Source organism: Xanthomonas sp. LMG 8993 (assembly GCF_009835065.2).
Taxonomy (GTDB): domain Bacteria; phylum Pseudomonadota; class Gammaproteobacteria; order Xanthomonadales; family Xanthomonadaceae; genus Xanthomonas; species Xanthomonas arboricola.
Map to the genome: position 1 here is coordinate 38,327 of NZ_QVIF02000007.1, position 24,473 is coordinate 62,799.

Sequence of the window (24,473 nt, forward strand, 5' to 3'; positions counted from 1 at the left end):
CCGACGCCCGACGGCGCGTTGGCGCCAGCTGCATGATGCTATCGCCGGCCGGCACGGCTCGTTATGATCCGCGCACTTCTCAGGGATGTTGCCCAACGCATGACCACTCCGCAGATGTCGGTGTATTTCTTCTTGCAGGCTGCGGTGATCCTGCTGATCTGTCGTCTGGTGGGATTGCTGGCCAAGCGGGTGGGGCAGCCGCAGGTAGTAGGCGAGATGATTGCCGGCGTGGCGTTGGGTCCGTCGCTGTTCGGCATGGTGCTGCCGGATATGCAGGCGGCGCTGTTTCCCAAGCAGACGCTGGACGTGCTGTATGTGCTGGCCCAGTTCGGCGTGGGCCTGTACATGTTCCTGGTCGGCACCGACTTCCGCAGCGATCATTTCCGCGCACGCTATCGCAGTGCGATGAGCGTGTCGCTGGCCGGGATCGCGGTGCCGTTCGCATTGGCCTTCGCGATGTGTCCGTGGCTGATCAACGTGGACGGCTTGTTCTCGGAAAAGGCCAAGTTGATGGAGGCCTCGCTGTTCCTGGGCGCGGCCATTGCGATCACCGCCTTCCCGATGCTGGCGCGCATCATCCACGAGCGCGGGCTGACCAATAGCCCGTTGGGCACGCTCGCACTCACTGCAGGTGCGTTCGACGATGCGGCGGCCTGGTGCATTCTCGCCGTGGTGCTGGCCAGCTTCGGCGGCAGCTGGGGCAGCGCCTATCTGGCCATCGGCGGCGGCGTTGCGTATGCGGCGTTCATGATCTTTGTCGGCCGGCATCTGCTGCGTCGTCTCGAGCGTTACGTGGTGCAGGACCAACCGCTGAGCAATGGCGTGTTGGCAGTCGTCCTGATGCTGTTCTGCCTCAGCGCCTGGGCGATGGATGCGATCGGCATCCATGCAGTCTTCGGCGGCTTCCTGCTCGGCGTCTGCCTGCCCAGGGGCGCGTTGACCGAGAAGTTGCGCGAGATGATGCAGCCGTTCGTGGTGGTGTTCCTGCTGCCGATGTTCTTCACCTATTCCGGCTTGAAGACGCAGCTGAGCGTATTGCTGCAGCCGCAGATCATGCTGGCCGGCGTAGCGATTCTGGCCGCATCGTTCATCGGCAAGGGACTGGCCTGCTGGGCCGCCGCACGCATCACCGGCGAGAACAACCGCGATGCGATGGCGATCGGCTCGCTGATGAATGCACGCGGTTTGATGGAACTGATCATCATCAACATCGGGTTGCAGGCCGGCGTGATCGAACAAGGCCTGTTCTCGGTGCTGGTGCTGATGGCGATCCTCTCCACGCTGATGGCCACGCCGCTGTTCAACTGGATCATGCGTCGCCATGCCGATGTGACCGCTGCGGTGCCGAGCCTGCAGCAACGTTGATGCTCGCAGCGGCCTGGCATGCCAGGCAGCCGCAAGCGCGGCGGCGCAACCGCGCCAACGCCTCAGCGTGACAACGGCAGTTGCACGCTGGCCAGCAACCCGCCACCGGCGCGATTGCCCAGGATCAAGCGGCCATCGTGCGCCTGGCAGATGGCCGAGGCGATCGCCAGGCCCAGGCCGCTGCCACCGGAATGGCGCGCGCGTGAACTGTCCGCGCGCCAGAAGCGGTCCAGCAGGTGCGGCAGCTGCGCAGGCTCCACGCCGGGGCCGCGGTCGCCGAGCGTGACCAGCACATGCGCACCATCGCGGCGCAGCTCGATATCCAGCACCTTGCCTGCGGCGGCGTAGCGCAGTGCGTTGTCGATCAGGATGGAAAACACCTGGCCCAGGCGATGGCGGTCGGCGCAGACGCGTAGCCCGGAAGGTGCCGGCGCGGTGACCGTCGTCTGCAACGCCCGGATTGTCGGGCCTGCCCATTCCACCCGCTCGGTAATCAGCTCATGCAGATCGAAACTGTCCGGCTCCAGCACCAGCTGGCCGGCACGCGCCAGCGACACCAGATGCAGGTCACCGATCAGCCGGTTGATCTGTTCCAGCTGGCGATGGACCAGGCGCAGCTGCTCGGGATCGCGCGGGAAGACCTCGTCCAGCATGCCCTGTACGCGGCCCATCGCTGCGTTGAGCGGGGTGCGCAGTTCGTGCGCCAGCATTGCGCTGGACTCGCGCAGTTCGCGTTCGTACTGCTGCAGTTTGCCGCCCATGGCGTTGAAGTCGTCGGCCAGCGCCGTGAGCTCGTCCGGTGCGCCTGCCACCACCTGCGCGCGTGCGCCGAAGTCGCCATCGCTGACCCGATGCGCGGCCCTGGCCACCTGGGAAAATTGCCGCGACAACGGACGCGATGCAAGCAGCCCGCAGACCAGGATCACCGGGATGGAGAGGGCGACCATGGCCCACAGCATCCACCAGTCAGGGTTGGCCAGCCCGGGCAGAAAATTTTCCACATCGTAGTACTGCTGCAGCAGTTGCCACAGACGTGCCTCGTTGGCGACCGGCTGTTCGCGCAGTTGTTCGATTTCGGTGCGGGCCGCCGCCGGCAGCTTGCCCAGGATCAGGCTGTCGCGCAGGTTGAAGTAGCACCACATGCCGAAGGCGATCACCACCACGGTCACCACTGCCAGTGCGCTCATCCGCACGCCCACCCACATCCACAGCGGCGCTTGCCGGCGCCAGGCGTTGAAGCGCCGCAGGGCATTCATTGGAAGCGGTATCCCACCGCGCGCACGGTGACCAGCACGCCGGTGATGCCGTGTACCTCCAGCTTGCGGCGCAGGTTGTGGATGTGCGAATCCACCACCCGTTCCAGTGCATCGCTGTCGGGCAGGCAGGCATCGAGCAGTTCGCTGCGGGTGAATGCCTTGAACGGCGTCTTGAGCAGGATGGCGAGCAGGTTGAATTCGGTCGGGGTCAGGTCCAGTGCCAGCTGAGTCCCGGCCGGGTCCTGCACGGTGGCCACCACTGCGGCCAGGTCCACACTCAGGCGGCCATGCCGCAGCGGCTCGCCCGGCGCACGCACCGCCACGCTTCGGCGCAGCACTGCATGGACGCGCGCCACCACTTCCTTGGGGCTGTACGGCTTGACCACGTAGTCGTCGGCACCATAGCGCAGTGCGCCCAGCTTCTCCGGCTCGTCGCCAATGGCGGTGACCATGATGACCGGCGTATCGCTGGCGCGGCGGATCGCCGACAGCACTTCGATACCGCTGAGCCTGGGCAACATCACGTCCAGCAGCACCAAATCCGGCGCCCACTGACGATGCAGGTGAATCGCCCGCTCGCCGTCTCCGGCGATGGCAACGTCGAAGCCGTCGCGACGCAGATAGGCGTCCAGGATGCTGGCGCTGTCTGCATCGTCTTCCACCAGCAGAACCTTTTTGCCTGTCATGGCGTGGTGCCCTGTCGTCTCGATCAAATCTGGATAATTCCCGAAAACAACCTGGACGCTGCAGGTCGAGGATGTCGGTCGAGATTGGCTCGTGTGCTCCGACATCATGATTCCACAAATGACCGCGCCTCGTTGTTTCCGCGCCCTGCGTAATGCGGCAATCGCCATGCTGCTGGGCGGCTGTTCATTGACGCCGACTTACCAGCGACCGGCGGTGACCGTGCCGGGCACCTTCGGCAGCCAGCAGGCGGTGGCCGCTGGGGAACCGAGCGAGCCGGTGGGGATCGAGCTGAATCTGCAGGAACGCGCGTTTGTGCAGGCGTTCGCACCGGATCGCGATCTGCGGCCGTTGCTGCAACGCGCGCTTGCGCGCAACAGCGACTTCCGTCGCGCCGCCTTGCAGGTGGAGCAGGCACGGGCGCAGTACCGCATCGAGCGCGCCGCGCGCGTGCCAAGCATCGGCGTGGGTGCACAACAGGTGCGGCAGCGCTTCGACGATCCGGCCCTGAACGCCCGCTACGGGCAGGATCTGGTCGTTGCCAACGCCGGCATCGGCAATCTCGAGCTGGACTTCTTCGGCAAGCTGCAGGCCATGTCCGAGGCGGCGCGGCAGCGCTATCTGGTCAGCACCCATGGGCGCGATGCGGCCCGGGGCGCGCTGGTTGCCGAGGTGCTGCGCGCCTACACCACTGAACGCGCAAGCAGCCAGGCGCTGCAGCAGCTGCAAGCAGCCGATGCCGACAGTGCTGCGCTGCTGGCCATCGCACAGCGGCAGTACCGGATCGGGCTGATCGCGCGCGACCAGCGCGATGGCCAGCAGCATCAGGCCGATCAGGCCCATGCCGCGGCCTTGCGGGGCGCCGACGACCACGCTGCGGCATTGCGCGCGCTGCAACTGCTGGTTGGCTACGACAGCTTGCCGGTGCCGGGCGACCTGCAGCGCATGATTGCCGCAGATACACCCAGCACGGCGTGGCGTGCGCTAGATTCCTCGTTGTTGCTGCAACGCCCGGACATCCAGCAGGCGGAGCTGGAACTGCGCGCGGCAAACGCCGACATCGGCGCCGCACGCGCCGCGTTCTTTCCATCGATCACCCTGAGCAGCAGCGTGGGCACCGCCAGCGATGGCTTGAACGGGCTGTTTTCCGCCGGCCACGGCATGTGGAGCTTCAGCCCGCAATTGAACCTGCCGTTGTTCGACGGCGGCCGCAACCGCGCCAATCTCGCGCTGGCGCAGCTGCGCCAGCGCGCCGATGTCGCGGCCTACGAACAGGCGATCCAGTCCGCCTTCCGCGAGGTCGCCGATGCGCTCGACGCGCACGCCACCCTGGCCGACTCCGAACCGCGTGCACGTGCGCAGGCCGAGCGTGAGCAATCGCGCATGACACGGCTCAGCAGGCGCGTGGACGCAGGCCTGGAAGATCGCACCACGCTGCTGACCGAGCGCCTGCGCGCCACGCAGGTGCAGCTGGATTACCTGACCACCGCACGCCAACGCCTGTTGAGCCGGATTGCCCTGTTTCAGGCGTTCTACGGCGTTTGCCTGCCATCCCTTTCCTGATCGCTGACGGAGATTTTCATGGCCATCCTGTTTTCCATGCAGCTGCCTCGTGACACCACACTGCGTGCCTGGCCGTTCGTTGCCAGCCTGCTGCTGCCATGCCTTGCGCACGCGCAGACCGATCTGACCGGCAGCTCGCGGTTGTTGGGCGACCACACCGATCTCACCGCGGGCGCGGCAGCGGTTGCGGCACCGCGGTATGCCGGCGCCGAGCGCGCGCGCGTGCAGGCCAACCCGGTGCTGGTGGTCCAGCGCGGCATGCTGTTCTTCGACACCGCGCGTGGCGCGGGTCTGCAGTTCCAGAGCGATTCCGGCTTCTATTTGTCGCAGTCGCTGTATTACGACCTGGGCCGCCTGCAACGCGACAGCGACTGGCGTCCGGGTTCGCGCGTGCTGGCCGGCATGGGCGATGTACCGGGGTCTCTCACCGCACGCACACTGGTGATGCAGCGGATCACGCCGTACATGAACGTCAACGCGGAAGCCGAATTCGCGCTCAAGCAGGACGCACGGCGCAACCGCTATCGCGCCGGCGTGGAGTTCACCCTGCTGCATGGCGCCAGCGACACGGTGACGCTGGATCTGGATGTGCATGCCGGCGATCGTCGCTTCAACCAGGCCTACTTCGGGGTCACCGACGCGCAGGCGGCGCGGACGCGCTGGCAGGCCTTCCATACCGGTTCCGGCGTGTATGCCGCCGCGGTGGGCAGCAGCTGGACGCATGCGCTGGGCGATCACTGGGCCACCACCGTGAGCGTGACCGGCACCCGCTATGCGGACAACGCCACGGACAGCCCGCTGGTTGCACGCCGCAGTTTTGTCGGCGGCACGGTTGCAGTGACCTACAGCCGCTGAGCGGCACATGGCAGGGGATAGCGTGATGATGGATGTTCTTCGCACCATGGTGTGTTGCGGTCTGTTGCTGGTGCTGGCCGGCTGCAGCCGGCCGGATGCGCCGGCGGCCGAGACCCCGCGGGCGGTCAAGCTGGAGCGCTTCGGCTCCGGCCGCGATGGGTGGCTGCAGGTGCCGGCAGTGGCGCGTCAGCAACAACGGGCCGAGTTGGCGTTCGAGAGCGGCGGACGCATCGCCGCCGTGCTGGTGGATGTGGGCGACCGCGTACAGAAAGGGCAGGTGCTGGCACGCCTGGATGCCGAGCCGCTGCAATTGCGCCAGCAGCAGGCCGACGCGAACCTGCGCGCGGCGATGGCGCAGTCCGGCGAGCGGCAGCTGCAACTGCGCCAGCAGCACGCCATGTTCGACGATGGTGCCAGTTCGGCGGCGACGCTGACCGCCGCCCGCGCGGCGGCGGATGCGGCAACCGCGCAACTGCAGGTGGCAAAGGCCGACCTGGCGCTGGCGCGGCGTGCATCGCGTCTTGGTGAGCTGCGCGCACCCTTCGATGGCGCCGTGGTCGCACGCCTGCAGCAACCGCAGGCCGATGTGGGGGCGGGGCAGGCAGTGTTGCAGCTGGAAGGGCAGGCGCATCTGCAATTGCTCGCCAATCTGCCGCCTGTTGCTGCCGCCGGGCTGACGCCTGGGCAGACCGTGCAGGCCACGCTGGCCGACGAGCCTGCGGTGCCGCTGACATTGCGCCTGCGCAGCCTGTCCAGCCGGCTGGATAACGGTGCCACTGCGCTGGCGATTCTGGAGGTGGTGCGCGCGCCGCACGCGATGCGCAGTGGCGACAGTGTGTTGCTGCAGTTGCCCGCGCAGGCTGCGAGCACGCCCAGCGTGCCGCTGTCTGCGGTACTGCCCAGGCTCAATCGCCAACGGGCCAGCGTGTTCGTGTATCAGCCGGCACAGCGGATCGTGCGCGAGCGCGCAGTCGAGCTCGGGTCGATCGTCGGCGGCCGCATCCAGGTCCGGCGCGGGCTGCAGGCCGGCGATCAGGTGGTCAGCGCAGGCGTGGGCTTCTTGATCGATGGCCAGCCGGTGGCGCCGTTGCAGATGCAGACGCAGCTGAGCGGAGGGCAGGCGCCATGATGCTGACCCGGATGGCGATGAGGTCGAGCCGGCTGACCTTGTTCGCGGCAGTGATGATCCTGCTCGGCGGCATCGTGGCGTTCGTCGGTTTTCCCTCGCAGGAAGAACCCTCGGTCACCGTGCGCGACACCATTGTGTCGGTGGCGTTTCCGGGCATGCCCAGCGAGCAGGTGGAAACCCTGTTGGCGCGCCCCCTCGAAGAGCGCCTGCGCGAACTGGCCGGCATCAAGCGCATCGTGAGCACGGTGCGGCCAGGCAGCGCGATCGTGCAGCTGACCGCTTACGACGATGTGCAGGATCTGCCGGCGTTGTGGCAGCGCGTGCGCGCCAAGGCCGCCGAGGCGGGTGCGCAACTGCCTGCGGGCACGCAGGGACCGTTGGTCGACGATGACTTCGGACGGGTGTCGGTGGCCTCGATCGCAGTCACCGCACCGGGCTATTCGATGAGCGAGATGCGTGGGCCGCTGCGGCGCCTGCGCGAGCAGCTTTATACCCTGCCTGGGGTGGAGCAGGTGGCGTTGTACGGGCTGCAGGACGAGCGCGTGTATGTGGCGTTCGATCGCGCGCGGCTGCTGGCGACCGGACTGAGCCCTGCCAGCGTGATGGCGCAGTTGCGCTCGCAGAATGTGGTGGCCTCCGGCGGGCTGGCGACGGTGTCCGGGCTGGCGATGACGGTTGCGACTTCCGGGGAGATACGCTCACCTGCCCAGTTGCGGGACCTGTTGCTGACCTTGCCGACACCCAATGCCAATGGCGTGCGCGAAGTGGCGTTGGGCGAGCTGGCGCAGGTACAGGTGATGCCTGCCGATCCGCCGGAAAGCGCTGCCGTCTACCAGGGCCAGCCGGCGGTGGTGGTGTCGGTCTCGATGAAGCCCGGCAGCAATATCGCCGACTTCGGCAAAACGCTGCGCGCCAAGCTGGGCCAGACCGCGCAGGAATTGCCCGCAGGTTTTGCGCAGCACGTGGTCACCTTCCAGGCCGACGTGGTCGAGCGCGAGATGGGCAAGATGCACCACGTCATGGGCGAGACCATCGTCATCGTCATGGCGGTAGTGATGCTGTTCCTGGGCTGGCGCACCGGCCTGATCGTCGGCGCGATCGTGCCGTTGACCATCTTCGCCTCGCTGATCGTCATGCGCGTGCTGAGCGTGGAGCTGCAGACGGTGTCGATCGCGGCGATCATCCTGGCGCTCGGCCTGCTGGTGGACAACGGTATTGTCATTGCCGAAGACATCGAACGCCGCCTGGTTGCCGGAGAACAGCGCCGTCAGGCCTGCATCGACGCCGGCCGCTCCCTGGCCACCCCGTTGCTGACCTCATCGTTGGTGATCGTGCTGGCGTTCTCGCCGTTCTTCTTCGGCCAGACCAGCACCAACGAATATCTGCGCTCGCTGGCTACCGTGCTTGGCGTGACCTTGCTGGGCTCGTGGCTGCTCAGCATCACGGTGACGCCGCTGCTGTGCATGTATTTCGCCAAGGCACATGTCGCACACGGCAGCGAACAGGAGCCGTCGCGCTTTTATCGTGGCTACCGCCGCCTCATCGAGCGCGTGCTGATGCACAAGGCGCTGTTTATCGCCGGCATGGTGGCGATGTTGGCGGCGGCGGTCGCGGTGCTGGTGTCGATCCCCTACGATTTTCTGCCCAAGTCCGATCGTCTGCAGTTCCAGATGCCGGTGACCTTGCAGGCAGGCAGCGATACGCGTGAAACCCTGCGCACGGTGCGCGCGCTGAGCCGCTGGTTGGCCGATCGGCGCGCCAACCCGGAGGTGGTGGACAGCATCGGCTATGTCGCCGATGGCGGCCCGCGCATCGTGCTGGGCCTCAATCCTCCCCTACCGGCGGCCAACATGGCGTACTTTACCGTGAGCGTGCGCCCAGGCACCGATCTCGATGCAGTGATAGCGCGGGCACGTGCGCATGTCCGCAGCCACTTCCCCACCGTGCGCGCCGAGCCGAAGCGGTTTTCGCTGGGCGCGACCGAAGCCGGGATGGCGGTGTATCGCGTGGTCGGCCCCGACGAGACAGTACTGCGCAGCAGCGCCGCTGCGATTGCAAAGGCGCTGCGCGCGTTGCCGGGCACCGTGGATGTGCAGGACGACTGGCAGGCGCGCATTCCGCGCTACGTGGTGCAGGTGGACCAGCTCAGGGCGCGGCGTGCCGGGGTGAGCAGCGAGGACATTGCGCAGGCGCTACAGGCGCGCTACAGCGGCGTGGATGCCTCGTTGTTGCGCGACGATGGCAGCTCGGTGGCCGTGGTCTGGCGTGGCAGTGCGCAGGAACGCGCCGCCGACGGCACACCTGGCGACACCCTGGTGTACCCGCAAGCCGGCGGTGCGCCGGTGCCGCTGGCGGCGGTCGCCACGGTGCTGCACGACAGCGAGCCGTCGGCGATCCAGCGGCGCAACCTGAGCCGTGCGATCACCGTGACCGCACGCAACCCGCAGTTGACCGCGACCGAGATCGTCGAGCGCCTGTCGGTGCCGATGGCCGCGCTCAAGCTGCCACCCGGTTATCGGCTGGAGATCGGTGGCGAGCTGGAGGATTCTGCCGAGGCCAACCAGGCCCTGCTCCAATACATGCCGCACGCACTGGGCGCGATCCTGCTGCTGTTCGTGTGGCAGTTCAACTCGTTCCGCAAGCTACTGATCGTGCTGTCGGCAGTCCCGTTCGTGCTGATCGGTGCGGCACTGGCCCTGGTGATCACCGGCTATCCGTTCGGTTTCATGGCGACCTTCGGCTTGCTGGCGCTGGCCGGCATCATCGTCAACAACGCGGTGCTGCTGCTGGAACGCATCGAAGCCGAGCTTGCCGATGGCCTGCCACGCCGCGAGGCGGTGATCGCCGCAGCGGTCAAGCGGCTGCGCCCGATCGTGATGACCAAGCTCACCTGCATCGTCGGCTTGATTCCGCTGATGCTGTTTGCCGGGCCGCTGTGGACCGGAATGGCCATCACCATGATCGGTGGCCTGGCGCTGGGCACGCTGGTGACGCTGGGCTTGATCCCGATCCTGTATGACCTGTTGTTCGGCCTGCGACTGCCGGCGCGTGCAGCGGGTGTGGCGTAAATCCGGGCGGGCGAGGGCGGCGGCGCAATGATGCTGGCGTGACGGTGGGCGGCATCGTCGATGCATGATCGCGCGACATGCCGCATATCGCATATCGCACACCGCATGGCGCAGCGCTGACGGAGCGGGGCCATGCAGGCGCGGGCCGCTGCCGCCATACTGGCGACTGAGAGACACGACCAAGACCCGATGAGCAAAGCCAAGAAGAAAGTTGCACAGCAGGCGGTACCCACGCCTGCGCCGGTATATCAGCTGCATGTTTCATTGGTGGACAGCGCGCCGTTGATCTGGCGCCGCGTGCTGGTGGCCGGAGCGCTGCGCCTGGCCACGCTGCATCGTGTATTGCAACCGCTGATGGGCTGGAGCGGTGCGCATCCGTACGAATTCGACCTGGGCGGCGGCCGCTACGGCGAATCCGGGCTGGATGTGCCGGAGCGGCCACGGCTCAAGCATGCTGCCCGGGTCAGCATCGAAAGCGCGGTGGGCGAGCTGGAGCGTTTCGACTATTTCTACGGTGCCGGCGCGGGTTGGCAGCACCGCGTCCAGGTCGAGGCGATCCTGCCGCCGGACGCGAGCCTGCGCGCGGCCCGTTGCGTGGACGGCGCCAATGCCTGCCCGCCGGAGAGCAGCGAAGGAATCGACAGCTACCAGGCCTTGCTGCGGATCATCGCCGACCCAGAGCATGCGCAACATGTGCAGGAGCTGGCCACCCTGGGCGGGCGCTTCGATCCGGGCCATTTCGATCTGGCCGAGGTCAACCGCCTGCTCGCACGTGTCCGCGAGTGAGCGCGACTGACGCCGCATGACCTGCAGTGACGCCCAGGCCATGCATGGCTTGGGCAAGCGAAATCGATCCGGTTGCCTGTTACGCGCATCGCAGCCTGCCGTGCAGGTGATGCTGCAGCAACCCGACGCCAGCGCCACTGCAGCTTGACGCGCGATCAGCTAGCCTGATCTCCCGGTTTTTCCCGAAAGTGTCTGCGATGTTTCGCTGGTTCGAATCCCTGATCGATGTCTTCCCGCCGATCGAGCGGGAAATGCCGCCGCGCAGCGTGTGGCGGTTCTATCTGCATTATCTGCGGCCTTTGTGGCCGATCCTGCTGGCCACGCTGATCGCCGGACTGCTGCTGGCCCTGGTGGAAGTGGCGATGTTCGACTTCCTCGGGCGCATCGTCGACATGCTGGCCGAGCGACCGGGAGCGGACTTCTTCCGCCGGCATGCCGGCGAATTGCTCTGGATGGCGGCGATCACGCTGGTGGCGCGGCCGCTGTTCACCGGGCTGCACAACCTGCTGGTCAACCAGGCGATCGTGCCGGGCCTGAGCAACCGCTCGCGCTGGCTGATGCACAACTACGTGGTACGGCAGAGCCTGGGCTTCTTCAACAACGATTTCGCCGGCCGGATCGCCAACCGGGTGATGCAGACCGGGACCTCGCTGCGCGAATCGGCGGTGCAGATGGTCGATGCGCTCTGGTACATCGTGGTCTATACCGGCAGCGCGCTGTGGCTGTTTGCGCAGGCCGACCCCTGGCTGATGCTGCCGCTGCTGATCTGGCTGGTGGTATATGTCGCGCTGATGGCGTTCTTCGTGCCGCGCATGAAGGCGCGCGCGTGGATCGCGTCGGATGCACGCTCCAAGGCCACCGGGCGCATCGTCGACGGCTACACCAATATCTCCACGCTCAAGCTGTTCGCCCATGCCGGCCGCGAACAGGCCTATGTGCGCGATGCGATCGACGAGCTGGCGGTGAAGCATCGCGGGCAGACGCGCGTGACCACCACGATGGATACTGCCATTGCGGTGGCCAACGGCTTCCTGATCGTGGGCACCTGCGGGCTGGCGTTGTGGCTGTGGAGCCGCGGCCAGATCAGCGTCGGCGCGATCACGCTGGCCACCGGCCTGGTGATCCGCATCCACAACATGTCCGGCTGGATCATGTGGACGGTCAACGGCATCTTCGAAGACATCGGCAGCGTGCAGGACGGCATGCAGACCATCTCGCAGCCGGTGCTGGTGCAGGACGCGCCCGACGCCGTGCCGCTGCAGGTGACACACGGCCAGGTGCAGTTCGAGCACATCCATTTCCATTACGGCAAGCGCGGCGGCGTGATCGCCGGGCTGGACCTGCAGGTGCGTGCCGGCGAGAAGATCGGCCTGGTCGGGCCGTCGGGCGCGGGCAAGTCGACCCTGGTCAACGTGCTGCTGCGGCTGTACGACCTGGAGCAGGGGCGCATCCTCATCGACGGACAGGACATCGCCCAGGTTACCCAGGAAAGTCTGCGCGGGCAGATCGGCCTGGTCACCCAGGACACCTCGCTCCTGCATCGTTCGATCCGCGACAACCTGCTGTATGGCAGGCCGCAGGCCAGCGACGCGCAGATGCTGGAAGCGGTACGCAAGGCGCGCGCGGAAGGCTTCATCGACACGCTGATCGATGGTGAAGGCCGGCGCGGATTCGCTGCCTATGTGGGCGAACGCGGAGTCAAGCTGTCGGGCGGTCAGCGGCAGCGCATCGCCATTGCGCGCGTGCTGCTGAAGGATGCGCCGATCCTGATCCTGGACGAGGCCACCTCGGCGTTGGACTCGGAAGTGGAAGCGGCGATCCAGGACAGCCTGGACGCGTTGATGGGCAACAAGACGGTCATCGCGATTGCGCACCGCCTCTCCACCATCGCGCGCATGGACCGGCTGGTGGTGATGGATGCCGGACGCATCGTCGAGACCGGCACGCATGCGCAACTGATCGCGCAGGGCGGGCTGTATGCACGCCTGTGGGCGCGGCAGACTGGCGGGTTTGTTGCGGCGGATGGGTGAGGTCGCTGTTTAGTGGGCTGCACAAACGTGCAACCACGGTAGCAACACGCCCCTCTCCTGCTGGGGCGCGGAGCGGGGGTTGGGGTGAGGGTACGGGGTGAAACCACTCGCTAGTTCCGGCCACGCCAGGCTTCGCCCGTACCCTCATCCGCCCCTTTGGGGCTCCTTCTCCCGAGGGGAGAAGGGGCACTCGCTCTCCCCTCGGGAGAAGGATCAATCACTCGATCGGCTGGTCCAGCATCAACTCGCGTGCAAAGCGCACCGGCGGGGCACCGTAGGACAGCATCTGGTCGTGGTACGCCTTCAGGTTGAAGTCCTTGCCCAGCTTGTCCTGCACCGCCTTGCGCGTGTCCAGATGTTCCTGCACGCCGACGAAGTAGGTCGGCAGCTGCGCGGACGACAGCTGCGCACGCACCCACTTGCCCGCCGCTTCGCTTTCCTGCTGGAAGGTGTCGTGGGTCATCAGGTGCATCGCCTTGTCGCGTTCCCAGCCATCCACATGTACGCCCTGATCGAGGATGGCGTTGGCGATGGTGCGCAGGTAGAACTTGAGCTGCACCAGGTGGAACAGCGGGTCGTTATCCAGATAGCCCTGTTCCTGCATCATGCGTTCGGTGTAGACCGCCCAGCCTTCGGCGAACATGCCCGAGCGCAGCACCGCGCGCAGCGTGGAGGGGAACTTGGCCGAATGCCAGCCTTCCAGGTAATGGCCCGGGGTGCCTTCGTGGATGCTGAGCAGGTGGATCATGCGGCTGTTGTACTCGCGCAGGAACGAATCGACCTGCTTGTCGTTCCAGTCGTCGGGAATCGGCGAGACCGCATAGAAGGTCTTGAGATTCTTGTCGAGCGGGCCCGGCGAATCGCAGTACGCCACCGCCACGCCGCGCTGAAATTCCGGCATCAGGATGATGTCCACCGGCGAATCGGGCAGCGTCATCAGATCCTTCTGGCGCACGAACTCGGTGGACTGCGCCAGTGCGGCCTTGGCGTCGTCGACCACCTTGTCGCGTGCCGGCTTGTCGGCATAGGCCAGTTCCAGCGCCGCCTCGATCGCGGCCTGCTGCTGGTCGTCATTGGGCGTCTCGGGCAGTTTGGGTGCGCCGGGCTTGTCCTTGAGTACCGTGCGGGCAATGCCGTACATCTCGCTGCGGACGCGCTTGAGCTCGGACTCGGCGCGCTGCTTGATCTCGGCACGCGACAGCGAAGACAGCAGCGCGAATTTCAGCTTCTGGTCGTAGATCTGCGCACCGACGCGGAAATCGCCCTTGGCATTGGGCACCAGCACGGTATCCAGCCAGGTCTGCTGCTCGGCCACGGCCTTGCGCAGATCGTCGATGGCGGCCTGCGCGCGGGCCGCTTCGATCGGGCCGAGCTGGCCGATATTGGGCGCGATGAAGGTATCGACGATGCTGAGGATGCCCTTGTTCTGCTTGGCCACCGTTTCGGCATGGATCTTCGGCACGCGGGCCGGGTCCAGGTTGGCGCGCGCCTGCGCAAAGATGCCGGGAATCTTCTCCATGCGCTGCGTGGCGGAGCTCAGGCGCTCGGACAGCGGCGCGAAGTCGCGCGCCATCAGGCCATACAGCGCGCTGCCGGCCAGGCCGTTGTAGACCTGCGGGTCCCAGGCCCAGCTCTGCAGCACCTCGGTGTTCCAGATCTCCGATTGCAGCTGGTTGCGCAAAATGGCCGCATCGACCTGGTTCTCGCGCGACAGCTTGGCCACCTCGATGGCATCCAGCTCACTCAATAGCTTCTTGCCGGCCTCCAGGCTGCGCTGGCGCCCGGCGCTGCTCAGATCGTCGATCTGCGTATCGAGACGGTGATCGCCGGTCTGAGTGGCGGTGACCGGCGACAGCTGCATCCAGGTGTCGAGCGCGCGCTTGGACAGCGCCGCAAAGCGCGCATCCGGCGTCTGCGCAGCCTGCGTCGCGGCATCGGGGTTGCCGGCGCGCGGCGATTCGGACTGCTGCTGGCAGGCGCTGAGGCCGGCGAGCAGGGCGAGGACAAGCAGACGTTGACGCATGGTGGATTCCAATGGAAGCAATCCGCCAGCATAGGCATGTGCGCGCTTGTCCGCATCCGCCATTGGTTTAGAGTGGCCGCTTTCAAGGAGGATCACCATGCACGACGCCCACAGCTGTCATTGCGGACGCATCGCGTTCGACCCGGACACCGATGCGCCGAACCCCGAGGCGTGCGAGCGCACGTGTGCGTCATGCCGTCGCCGTGGCGGCCTGCTGCGGCCGGGCATGCGCGCGCCATTGCGCCTGCAGGCGGCGCCCGAGATGCCGGGAATCCATCGCTTCAACCGGCAGCATGCCAATCACCACCACTTCCCGCAGCGCGGCAGTGCACGCTCCAGCACGGGTGTGCGTTGCAGGGCCGGCGAGGCCAGTGTGGCGGTCAAGCTGCGGGGTATGTCCGCGCCGGGTCTGGCCGTGCAGAGCATGCACGCGGCCGATGGAGCCAGCCGATGAGGCGCCGGATGCAGTGGTACGCGGTCGGCTTGTTGCTGGGCTGGGCGCTGAGCGGATGTGCCAGGCCGTCGGGCGAGATGGCGGCAGACGGCGGCGCGCCGGCGCCGGCACCGGCACCGCCCGCCGCGCAAGGCAATGCGCTGGCGTATGAGCACGATGTACGCATCGAACTGCCGGCCGATCAGATCGATCAACGCATCGCCGCAGTACGCACCGCCTGCCAGTCGGCGCAGTTCGGCGACTGCGCGCTGCTGGCGGTGGAACAAACCGGTGGGCGCGACCCCAGCGGCAGCGTCAGCGTGCGGTTAGCTCCGGACGGCATCGAGCCGATGGTGCAACTGGCCGGCCAGCATGGCGATGTCGCCGCGCGCAGCACGCGTGCCGAGGATCTGGCGCAGCAGATCGCCGATACCGGGCTGGCACAGGCGCGCCTGCAAAAGGAACATGCGCGCCTGCTCGAACTGCAGCAACGCCGCGACCTGGCCGTGACCGATCTGCTGGCCCTGTCCAAGCGGCTTGCCGAGATCGAGGCCGAAGCGCAGCAGACCCAGCAGGACGCCGCGCAGCAGCAACGGCGCGTGCGCACGCAGTTGCTGACGCTCAATTTTCGCAGCACCGGTGGCGAGCAGGGCAGGGGCGAGATTGCCGAGGCGGCAGCCGAGTTCGGCCAGGTCTTCGCATCCAGCGTGGCCTTCGTGATCCGCGCGGTGGCGGCGTTGCTGCCGGTGCTGGTGCTGGGGGGGATCGTCGGCTGGCTGCTGCTGCAGGCATGGCGCTGGCGTGCGCGACGCCGCCGGATGTCCTGATCCACTGCGTAGCTGGTCGGCGATGCCGCATTAGCTGCGCATGTTTTGGAAAGGGCGCTTACGTCAGGCAGTTATTCGACGCGTCGCGCAGTAGCACGTTGATCCTGGTTGCGCTGTTTGCACGCGATCCACGATCGCGGTACAGCGCATGGTGTGCAACATCTCCAGACACCGACTGCGCGCAAGTGCAGCGCAGTCGGTACGCAGCCGGCTCAGCCTTCGTCGAATTCGTACTCGACAAACACGTCCAGCTGCAGGGCCAGTTCCTGCACGGCGTCGCGCACCTTCTGCGCAGTGGCTTCATTGCCGGCTTCCACTTCGAACTCGTGGCTGCCCGGACCTTCATCGTCGGACAGGCCGGCCGAGCTGGAATCGTCGTCATCCAGGTGCGGCATCAGGTCGTCGACTTCTTCCACGTGTTCGATGCCTTCGATGCTCTGCAGCAGGTTGGCGATGGCACGCGCGTCGTCGTCGGTGCCGGTGATACGCATGCGAAGAGTCGGCATGGGAAAGCTTCCTTGGATTGGGGACCCAAAGACTAGGCAGCCGTCAGGCAAGATCGGGTGATGGCCGCGTGCGCTGGCCGCTCACGGGCGCCGCGCGGTTGCCTGTGATGCGGTGGTCTCCAGTACCGGCACCAGCAGGGCCTGGGCGGCAGTGCGCAGTAGCGCCGGTGCGATGTAGCGATGGTGCACGCCGTCCACCAAGGCCATGTAAACGCGGCCAAACCTGTTGCGGCAGGCCACGCGCGTCTCCAGGCTGAGCTCCACGCTGCCATCCTCCAGCACTTCCACGCCCACGCTGCTGCGGAAGACTAGGTGGCGGTCGTCGGCGCCCAGCAATACCTGCACGCGTCGATCCAGTGGCGCGTTGTCTTGCGCAAGTACCGGGAATCGCCCTGCGAACAGGCAGTCGCGCTGTGCCGACAGCAACGAAGACACCGGGCAGCCCAGCGGAGAAGTTCGCAACTGCAGCGGCGCCACCAGCGCATTGCGCAGCCGCATCAACCAGGTCACGCCGCGCGGCGCGCGCTCGGTGAACCCCTCCAGCAGCAACGCCATCAAAGTGTGCGCACCGCGTTGACGCAACTCATGCGGCTGCAGGCGCAGACGTACGCTGTCCTGATGATCGAAGCCCTGCAGGTGCCGGGTCAGTAGCGAGCCGGGCTTGGGCTCGGCATGCACGCTGACCTGCGCCAGCTGCGGTGCCATTGCAACGAACCCCACCGGTCGACGCAGCCGGCTCACTGCCTGGCGCAGCCTGCCGCTGAGCGCGCGCAGCCGGCCGCACCATGCAGACCTGCTGCTGCCTGGCGATGCGGCCAACGACAGGCGTACGGTGGGGATCTGCAGCGCGCGTGCCTGCGCCGAGGCCAGTAGCCCGATCACCGCCTCCGGCAGCGTTTCGGTGAGCGTGGCGATATCGGCGGTGCCGGACAGCACGCGTGCGCGCACCGCATCGCTCAACGCGCCGCCGGCCTCGTCGCTGTGGCAGGACAGTGCGAAAAATGCCGGGTGTGCGGCTTGCGCTTTGAGCGGTGCGAACTGATGCCAGGTGCCGCCGCCAAAGCGCACGGTGAATAGGCAGTCGGCCGGTAGATCGATATGCCGCAACGCCGCCAGAAAGTGCTGTGGATCCTGTTCGATCTGCTCCATCGAGGCGGTGCAGAAGCGCAGTTGCGCGCCGCTGCTGCCGGTGATGGCGGTGAACATGCGATGGCCGGCGTGGCGATGGAACGGGTGGCCGTTGGCGCCCACCGCAAACGAGAACAGGGCAGTCGATTCGCCGTGCGCAAAGTCGGTGCCGGCCAGGCGTGCCGATGGCTCGTCCAGCGCATCGTGAAAACTGGGATGCGCGCGCTGGCGGCGGCAGGCCTGTTCGATCAACGGGTTGCCTGCGCCCACGCCCAGCTGTGCGATCAGCGTGACCTCCACCGGCAGACCGCCGCTGTAGGACTCCAGACGGACTGACGGAAAACCTGCCTGTGCATCGGCAGGGCGTTGCTGGGGCGTGCTGATCATCGGCATGAGTCCTTTGCGGCCGGAGGAAGGTCAGGAGGTCTTCTTGGTCAAGGCGCGCGCCTTGCGCTTGAGCGGCGCCGAGGCCGGGCAGACTTCGAAGGCAAAGCTGCTGAGCGTGTTGACCATGTTGTCCGGGGTGAGCCGGTAGACCACGAACTGGCCGCGCCGTTCGCTGGACACCAGCCCGGCGCTTTCCAGCACCGACAGATGCCGCGAGATGGCTGGCGCGCTCATTTCGAACAACTGCCCGATCTGGCCGGCGGTGAGTTCCTGGTCTGCCAGGCACGCCAGCATCTTGCGGCGGGGCTGGGAGGCAAGGGCTTCGAAGATGCGGTCGATGGACATAAGGAATTAGGCAATTAACGAATTAGCTAATTAATTGATTTTATTGCGGCCGATGTCAAGCGTCTTTTCGGCGCGGCACTGCCCGGCGGTGGTCCGGCGCGGCTGGCGGCTGTCGCCAACGTTGCCGTGATGGGGGATGCCCAGGCCTCTGGCGCGTGGGATCTGCCCGCGGGGCAGGTCGCAGCCGATAGGTGCTGAAGGTTTTTGCGGTTGGCGGCCTGCAGCCCAGGCATGCCAGATCAGTCCGGCAGCATCGGCTCAGGCACCGCGCTCAAGTTCTCAAGGCAGGCAGGGCCCGGCATGCAAGGTTGCAGCGATGCAAGCAGCCACCTCAGGCTGCAGGCAGTGCCAGCAGCTCTGCCGGCAAGGCAGGCATCGGGGTGCGCTCGTCCAGCGCCTCGCGCTTGAGCCAATCGATAAACGCCATTGCCGCAGGGCCGGGGACGCGGTGACTGGGGTGCACGATGTAGTAGGCGTAGCGTGCCTTGAGGGTGGGGCCGGGCAGGCGCACCAGCTCGTAACGCTGCAGGTACGGTTGGGCGATGTGCTTGCGCGCCAGCACCGCGCCCAGGCCATAGACCGCCGCGCGCATCGCGTCGGTGCTGTCGTTGAAGGTATGCATCGGCGGCAGCGTGGTGCCGCGCACCTGGGCGGCACGGAACCAGTCGCGCCAGCCCTGCGGCGACATGTCGGTGAGCAGCGGCAATTGCGCGATCTGCGCCGGCGTGCGTAGCGCAGCGACCTCCGGCAGTGACGGCGAGGCCACCGGAAACAGTTCGTCGTCCATCAGATGATGCGAGGTCAATCCGGGCCAGGCGCCCTGGCCATAGCGGATGCCGAGATCCGGGCCGCCTTCTTCGAAGCGCGAAAACGCCGCGTCCGATTGCAGATCCATGCGGATATGCGGATGCGCGCGACAGAAGCGCGGCAGCCGCGGCAACAGCCAGCAGTACGACAGCGAGCGCAAGGTGGTCACGCGCAGCGGGATGGCATCTTCGCGCGGATGCAGGTTGCCGGCCACCGAGGCGATCTCGGCCAATGCAGCGGTGGCGGCGTCGGCCAGCTGGCGACCCTCGGCGGTGAGCTTGACCCCGCGCGGCAAGCGCTGGAACAGGGTCACGCCGAGCAGCGCTTCGAGCTTGCGCACATGGTGGCTGACCGCGCTGGCGGTCAGATGCAGTTCTTCGGCGGCATGCGCGAAGTTCTGGTGGCGCGCGGCGGCGGCGAACACGCCCAGCGCGGGCAGCAGGGTGGGGCGCAGGTTCATCGAGACATGAGTGAGATTTGTGGCTCGCCTCGATACTACGCGCTTGTCGCGCCTGCGGTTGCAACCGATGCTGCATTACCCCATCGCGATGATCGTGCCATGCCCGTCTGCTTGCCTGATGTTGTCTCTTGCGGTTTCAGCACATCACGGCAGCGTGCGCAGGTGCGGCCATGAGCGCGCAGCCGGCGACGCAGCCAGCGGTTGCGGCACGCGAATGGCGCACCCCGCTGGAGTTGGGGTTTCTCGGCATCGTCTGGGGTTGCTCGTTCCTGTTCATGCGCGTGGCCGCACCCAGGTTCGGCACCGTGGCGCTGGTGGAAATCCGCCTGGCGCTCGGTGCATTGGTGCTGTTGCCGTTCCTGTGGCTGGCGCGCGAACGCTTCCCGCTGCGTCGCTGGCCGATGCTGGCGGCGATCGGCGTGCTCAACTCCGCGTTGCCGTTCCTGCTGTTCGCCTGGGGCGCGCAACACGCACCGGCCGCGATCGGTGCGATCTGCAATGCGATGACGGTGCTGTTCACCGCATTGATCGCCTTCCTGTTCTTCGGCGAGAAGATCGGCACGCGTCGCGCGCTGGCCTTGTTGATCGGTTTCATCGGCGTGCTGGTGCTGGCCACCGGCAAGTCGGCCGGGTTGAGCGTGGGGCCGGCGGCACTGGCGGGCGCCACCGCGTCGCTGCTGTACGGCATCGGCTACAACCTGGTGAAGCGCCACATGGGCGATTTGCCGCCGGCCGCATCGGCAGCGTCCACGTTGGGTTGCAGCGCGCTGCTGCTGGCACCGCTGGCCTGGTTGCAGTGGCCAACCACGCCGGTGCCGGCAGTGGCCTGGGCCTGCGCCACCGCGCTGGGCGTGGTGTGCACCGGGTTGGCGTTCCTGATGTATTACCGCCTGATCCAGCGCATCGGCCCGGCGCGCGCCTCCACGGTGACCTATCTGGTGCCGGTATTCGGCGCACTGCTGGCATGGTCGCTGCTGGGCGAGCCGCTGACCTGGACCATGCTGGTGGCCGCGGTGCTGATCCTGGGCAGCGTCGCCTTCAGCCAGCGCGCCCGCTAGGCCAGCGCGCCCGCTTTTACGAATCCCCAATCCCCAATCCCCAACTAGCCAGCCGGCGGCGTCCGCACCGGCAACGGCACATTGCACAGATCGATATGCCCGGCCGGGCGCTTGTAGAAATCGTCCTTGCGATTGCGGCGCGCTTCGGCCACATCGCGGAAGGTCTGGCTGTCGGTGCGCAGCAACTGCAGTGGCGTGCGTTCGGGCATGGGCACCTCGCTGGCCAGGCGAATGGCGCGGATCGGCGAGCGCTGCGCGGGGTCTTCGTAGAAACCCATCGGGTCCGGTCCGCGCGGGATCACGCTGAGCAACTCCATGCCCTTGACCACGCGGCCGACCACGGTGATGTTGCGGTCCAGCTGGCGCGGCGATTGCCCGGTGACCACATACAGCTCGGCGCCGATGCTGCTGTCTTCGTCGTTGTTGCGGCCGGCGCCCAGGGTGCCGTAGCAATGCGCCAGCCAGGTCTTGCCGCTGGCGCTGTCGCGCCCGACCGGGAAGCCGTCGACAAAGCCAACCTGCGCCGCCCAGCCATCGCTGTCGGGCAGGCGCTGGAAATCCAGGCCCTGCGACGGGCGTTCGAATTCGGCCGGCAGGTGCGTCTTCGCCGAGCCCAGCGACTTGGCCTTGGCCGGCGTCTCGCCATCCGGGTCGCCGAACTGCACCACGAAGTTGTCCTGCGAACGGTAGATGCTGAGCCCGTCCCAGAAGCGCTCGTGCGCCAGGGTGCGGATGTTGCCCACGTGCGCGGGCGCAAACTGCGGCGCCAGCTCGATGATCACCCGTCCGCCATCCAGTTCCAGGTACAGCGTGCGCTCGGGGTCGAGCACGCGCCAGGCGCTGGCCGGCGAGGCATCCAGGATCTGCTGCGGGCTGCGATAGGCCGCGTTGGCGGCAGCGGGTAACACCAGGGCAAGCAGGCAGGCGGAAGCAACAGTGCGCAGAAGCATGAAGGCAGCCAGCGGGAGGGATGCCCGATTCTTGCCGACCACGCGCCCGGACGCAAAGCGCCTGGACGCAACGTGCATAAACGCATAGCAGGACGCCGGCGGAATGCGCCGGCGTCGTGCTGTCACGCGCATGCCTGCTTCAGCTGTGCGCTTACGGGGTGTTGCGCACGTGCGGGCTGGTGTGGTGAACGTTGGCGTCATGGTCGTTACGGAACAGCGGGACCAGCTGCCACAACGCAGAGATGCCGACCAGCGTGTAGACCACACGCGACAGCAGGGCATCCTGGCCGCCGAACAGCGTGGCGACCAGATCGAACTGGAACAGACCGACCAGGCCCCAGTTCAAGCCGCCGACGATAAGAAGCACCAGGGTGATGACGTTGAGCGTTTTCATGAAGACAGTCCGTGTGGGTTGGGAGACCCCAGAGTCCGCATGCCGCGCGCAACACCTCGTGAGCGTGCGCGAGGGCATGACGGGCTTGCGCACGCCACGATCACATCCAGCCGACGCGCGTGAAACCGATGCAGTGTGTTGGCCATCCGGCCGCGCGCCGACGGCGCAGTGTCAGCGTGCCGGTTTGCGCTTGACGTACAACTGCTTGCGCACCCGTGCCACCACCTCGCCCTGGCGATTGTGCACCACGTTTTCGAACCAGCGCAGATGTTTTTCGCCACTGGCGGTGGCGGCGCGCAACTCGGCCAGCACGCTGTCGTCGATGACGAACTCCGCGCTCACCGTACCGCGCCCGGGTTTGACGAACTCGATGCTGCCGGCCTTGTCCCACACGTAGTAGTCGCGCCCCAGGTTCTGCATGGTCAGCAGCATCCAGAACGGGTCGGTCATCGCGAACAGGCTGCCGCCGAAATGGGTGCCGACGTAATTGCGATTCCACGGCCGCTGGCGCAGTTCCACGCGTGCGTAGCGGTAGTCGGGAGACAACGCGGTGACGTGGATGCCGGCGAACAGGTACGGCGGCCACAGGTTGATACCGAGCTTGAACAGTGAAGCACGCATGCGGCCAGGGTCCATGGCGTGGCGGGTCTGCAGCATACCATTCGCATGCGTATGGAAGCTGTGGCGGTGACGGCAGCGCCCGGCCGGCCTGCAGACCGGGCGCCGTGGTGCCGGCGGTGCTTAGAACACCAGCGACGACATCTTGCGGCGGTAGCGGCCGACCAGGTCTTCGTCCTCGATCACCCGGAACGCATCGATCAGGCTACGCCGCGGCAGGTTGTCGTCGAAGGCGCGGTCCTGCCGCAGCATTTCCAGGAACTGCTCCAGCGCGGCCTCGTCGTGGCCGTCGAGCAGGTGGCGCACGCCAAGCAGATGGCGCGCGCGCAGGTCGGCGCCGTTGGCGGCAACGGCGGCCTGCAGCGCGTCGGCATCCGGCGCGTCCTTGAGCACATTGGCAAAGCTCAGCCGGGCCTTGGCGCGCACCGCACGGTCGTCGGTGGCCAGGTTGGCGGGCAGGGCGTCGATCAATTGCTCGGCCTCGGCGGTGTCGCCGGTCTTGAGCAGCGCCAACGCCAGGTCCAGCTTGAGCTCGTCCTTGTCCGGCTCGGCGGCGATCGCCTCACGCAGCGCGGCGACCTGGTCCTGCGGCTCGAGCGGGGCCGGCGGCAGTGCTTCGGCGACCTGCGGCTCGGCCGGCAGCACGCCGTGCTGGGTCAGGAATTCGCGCACCTGGCCTTCCGGCATCGCGCCCGGGAAGCCATCGACCAGCTCGCCGCCCTTGACCAAGAACACCGTCGGCACCGAGCGGATCTGGAACGCGGCGGCGATCTGTTGCTCCTTGTCCACATCGACCTTGGCCAGCTCGAAGGCGCCGTTGTAGTCGGCGGCGAGCTTTTCAAGGATCGGCGTCAACGACTTGCAGGGGCCGCACCAGGTGGCCCAGAAGTCCACCAGCACCGGTGTCGTCAACGATTTCTGCAGGACCTCGGTCTCGAAGGTGTCGGTGGTGGCATCGAATACGTGCGGCTTGTCGGACATGGGCTTCCAGAAGTGATTGCGGCAACAGTGGGAGGTAATGGTGGCAAACCGGGCCGACACAAGGCTGGCCGGCCCGCGCGCATGGCGTGGCCGGCCGTCACGCCGGCAGGGGTTCACGCCACGCGCGCCCGGCACGACAATGCTGCGTCCTGGTGGCGCAGCCTGCGCCCCGCGTTGGAGCAAGGCAATGACACGCATCGATGGCACCCAGCGCTACCTGGGCCTGGTCGCCGCAACCGTCTTCGTGCTGGCGGTGGCCGGCTTCGGCGTGGCACTGCCCGGTTACCTGCAGGCCAGCCATCCGGTTGCGCTGCTCGGTGCCAACGGGGTGCCGCATGCGCTGGGCTTCAACCTGCTGGCGTTCGTGCTGGTCGGTGCGCTCGGCATGGCCACCGGAGTCAGCCTGCTGGCGCGCATGCCGGCCAGATCCAGCTGGAGCCTGCGCGTAGGCGGGCAGTTGATCGTACTGGCCGGGCTGGCCTTTCTCGGCATGGGCGCCTTGCCCCTGGATCCCACCGATCTGGACGGGCGCGCCAGCCAGGCCCATGCCACCGCCTGGCTGCTGTGGGCGGTGGCGTTCGTACCGGGCATGTTGCTGCTCGCCGCCGCGCTGCTCAACCAGCCCGGCACCCGCGCACTGGCATGGCTGAGCCTGGGCGCGGGGCTGCTGGTGGCGGTGCTGGCGTTCGGCCCGCCGGGCCTGCTGCGGCAGGCGATCGCCCAGCGCTTGGCGTTCCTGGCCTGGGTCGGCTGGCTCGCCGTGGCGGCCTGGCGCTGGCCGGCCAGACCCGCCACCTGAGACAGCGTTTGGAGCACCTGC

General features: G+C 67.0%; 22 protein-coding genes. 11 read left to right on the forward strand and 11 right to left on the reverse strand.

Annotation, left to right across the window (positions count from 1 at the left end; genetic code table 11):
- Nucleotides 1-99: 99 nt before the first annotated feature.
- A complete protein-coding gene (locus DYQ94_RS13715) occupies nt 100-1,365 on the forward strand; it encodes a cation:proton antiporter (RefSeq protein WP_160954496.1) in 1,266 nt (421 codons plus the stop codon).
- 62 nt (nt 1,366-1,427) lie between these two features.
- Here DYQ94_RS13715 and DYQ94_RS13720 read toward each other — a convergent pair whose 3' ends face one another.
- Nucleotides 1,428-2,621, reverse strand: a complete 1,194-nt coding sequence (locus tag DYQ94_RS13720) for a sensor histidine kinase (RefSeq protein ID WP_126965925.1) — start codon at nt 2,619-2,621, stop codon at nt 1,428-1,430.
- Complete coding sequence (locus DYQ94_RS13725; RefSeq protein ID WP_047126829.1) at nt 2,618-3,307, reverse strand: response regulator; 690 nt, start codon at nt 3,305-3,307, stop codon at nt 2,618-2,620. Before DYQ94_RS13725 ends, DYQ94_RS13720 begins: the two co-directional genes overlap by 4 nt.
- A gap of 106 nt (nt 3,308-3,413) precedes the next feature.
- Here DYQ94_RS13725 and DYQ94_RS13730 point away from each other — a divergent pair, with 106 nt between their 5' ends.
- The 6 genes from DYQ94_RS13730 to DYQ94_RS13755 all read left to right on the forward strand — a co-directional run bounded on the left by DYQ94_RS13730 (nt 3,414) and on the right by DYQ94_RS13755 (nt 12,736).
- Nucleotides 3,414-4,868: an efflux transporter outer membrane subunit gene (locus DYQ94_RS13730; RefSeq protein ID WP_126965926.1), complete on the forward strand. Its 1,455-nt coding sequence runs from the start codon at nt 3,414-3,416 to the stop codon at nt 4,866-4,868.
- A gap of 36 nt (nt 4,869-4,904) precedes the next feature.
- On the forward strand, nt 4,905-5,723 hold the full coding sequence (locus tag DYQ94_RS13735) for a MipA/OmpV family protein (protein ID WP_311542206.1): 819 nt from the start codon (nt 4,905-4,907) through the stop codon (nt 5,721-5,723).
- 28 nt (nt 5,724-5,751) lie between these two features.
- The gene (locus DYQ94_RS13740) at nt 5,752-6,852 is read left to right on the forward strand and encodes an efflux RND transporter periplasmic adaptor subunit (protein WP_237474870.1); all 1,101 of its coding nucleotides are present in this window, start codon (nt 5,752-5,754) and stop codon (nt 6,850-6,852) included.
- Nucleotides 6,849-9,920, forward strand: coding sequence for an efflux RND transporter permease subunit (locus DYQ94_RS13745; protein WP_126965929.1), 3,072 nt, complete (start codon nt 6,849-6,851; stop codon nt 9,918-9,920). The genes DYQ94_RS13740 and DYQ94_RS13745 overlap by 4 nt, the downstream gene beginning before the upstream one ends.
- Nucleotides 9,921-10,109: 189 nt before the next feature.
- Nucleotides 10,110-10,706 carry a plasmid pRiA4b ORF-3 family protein gene (locus DYQ94_RS13750; protein WP_126965930.1) on the forward strand — a complete coding sequence of 199 codons (597 nt, stop codon included), beginning with the start codon at nt 10,110-10,112 and terminating at the stop codon, nt 10,704-10,706.
- Nucleotides 10,707-10,903: 197 nt separating this feature from the next.
- Complete coding sequence (locus tag DYQ94_RS13755; protein WP_126966139.1) at nt 10,904-12,736, forward strand: ABC transporter ATP-binding protein; 1,833 nt, start codon at nt 10,904-10,906, stop codon at nt 12,734-12,736.
- 217 nt (nt 12,737-12,953) lie between these two features.
- Here the strand turns inward: DYQ94_RS13755 and DYQ94_RS13760 are convergent, their stop codons facing one another.
- Nucleotides 12,954-14,759, reverse strand: coding sequence for a DUF885 domain-containing protein (locus tag DYQ94_RS13760; RefSeq protein ID WP_126965931.1), 1,806 nt, complete (start codon nt 14,757-14,759; stop codon nt 12,954-12,956).
- A 97-nt stretch (nt 14,760-14,856) separates the two neighbouring features.
- On the opposite strand from DYQ94_RS13760, the gene DYQ94_RS13765 reads away from it, so the two are divergent.
- Together DYQ94_RS13765 and DYQ94_RS13770 are read left to right on the forward strand one after the other, a co-directional pair.
- Nucleotides 14,857-15,213, forward strand: coding sequence for an aldehyde-activating protein (locus DYQ94_RS13765; protein ID WP_126965932.1), 357 nt, complete (start codon nt 14,857-14,859; stop codon nt 15,211-15,213).
- Nucleotides 15,210-16,019, forward strand: a complete 810-nt coding sequence (locus DYQ94_RS13770; RefSeq protein ID WP_126965933.1) for a DUF4349 domain-containing protein — start codon at nt 15,210-15,212, stop codon at nt 16,017-16,019. Before DYQ94_RS13765 ends, DYQ94_RS13770 begins: the two co-directional genes overlap by 4 nt.
- Before the next feature lie 212 nt (nt 16,020-16,231).
- Here the strand turns inward: DYQ94_RS13770 and DYQ94_RS13775 are convergent, their stop codons facing one another.
- The 4 genes from DYQ94_RS13775 to DYQ94_RS13790 form a co-directional block, all read right to left on the reverse strand.
- A complete protein-coding gene (locus DYQ94_RS13775; protein WP_046964921.1) occupies nt 16,232-16,525 on the reverse strand; it encodes a hypothetical protein in 294 nt (97 codons plus the stop codon).
- A gap of 81 nt (nt 16,526-16,606) precedes the next feature.
- Nucleotides 16,607-18,040 (reverse strand): DUF2867 domain-containing protein, encoded by a 1,434-nt coding sequence (locus DYQ94_RS13780; protein WP_126965934.1) that lies wholly within the window; start codon nt 18,038-18,040, stop codon nt 16,607-16,609.
- Between the two features lie 30 nt (nt 18,041-18,070).
- Nucleotides 18,071-18,385, reverse strand: coding sequence for a metalloregulator ArsR/SmtB family transcription factor (locus DYQ94_RS13785; protein ID WP_024939743.1), 315 nt, complete (start codon nt 18,383-18,385; stop codon nt 18,071-18,073).
- A 331-nt stretch (nt 18,386-18,716) separates the two neighbouring features.
- Nucleotides 18,717-19,652: a LysR substrate-binding domain-containing protein gene (locus DYQ94_RS13790; protein WP_039522288.1), complete on the reverse strand. Its 936-nt coding sequence runs from the start codon at nt 19,650-19,652 to the stop codon at nt 18,717-18,719.
- Nucleotides 19,653-19,822: 170 nt separating this feature from the next.
- Here DYQ94_RS13790 and DYQ94_RS13795 point away from each other — a divergent pair, with 170 nt between their 5' ends.
- Nucleotides 19,823-20,710, forward strand: coding sequence for a DMT family transporter (locus DYQ94_RS13795; protein ID WP_039522286.1), 888 nt, complete (start codon nt 19,823-19,825; stop codon nt 20,708-20,710).
- Between the two features lie 44 nt (nt 20,711-20,754).
- On the opposite strand, the gene DYQ94_RS13800 is transcribed toward DYQ94_RS13795, so the two are convergent.
- From DYQ94_RS13800 to trxA, 4 genes are all read right to left on the reverse strand, one after another.
- The gene (locus tag DYQ94_RS13800; protein ID WP_039523066.1) at nt 20,755-21,660 is read right to left on the reverse strand and encodes a peptidylprolyl isomerase; all 906 of its coding nucleotides are present in this window, start codon (nt 21,658-21,660) and stop codon (nt 20,755-20,757) included.
- 151 nt (nt 21,661-21,811) lie between these two features.
- Nucleotides 21,812-22,054, reverse strand: coding sequence for a DUF378 domain-containing protein (locus tag DYQ94_RS13805; RefSeq protein WP_054591530.1), 243 nt, complete (start codon nt 22,052-22,054; stop codon nt 21,812-21,814).
- 171 nt (nt 22,055-22,225) lie between these two features.
- Nucleotides 22,226-22,675, reverse strand: a complete 450-nt coding sequence (locus DYQ94_RS13810) for a DUF4442 domain-containing protein (RefSeq protein WP_054591558.1) — start codon at nt 22,673-22,675, stop codon at nt 22,226-22,228.
- A 120-nt stretch (nt 22,676-22,795) separates the two neighbouring features.
- The gene (trxA, locus tag DYQ94_RS13815; protein WP_039522282.1) at nt 22,796-23,653 is read right to left on the reverse strand and encodes a thioredoxin; all 858 of its coding nucleotides are present in this window, start codon (nt 23,651-23,653) and stop codon (nt 22,796-22,798) included.
- A gap of 187 nt (nt 23,654-23,840) precedes the next feature.
- On the opposite strand from trxA, the gene DYQ94_RS13820 reads away from it, so the two are divergent.
- Nucleotides 23,841-24,452, forward strand: coding sequence for a DUF998 domain-containing protein (locus DYQ94_RS13820; RefSeq protein WP_039522279.1), 612 nt, complete (start codon nt 23,841-23,843; stop codon nt 24,450-24,452).
- Nucleotides 24,453-24,473 lie beyond the last annotated feature (21 nt).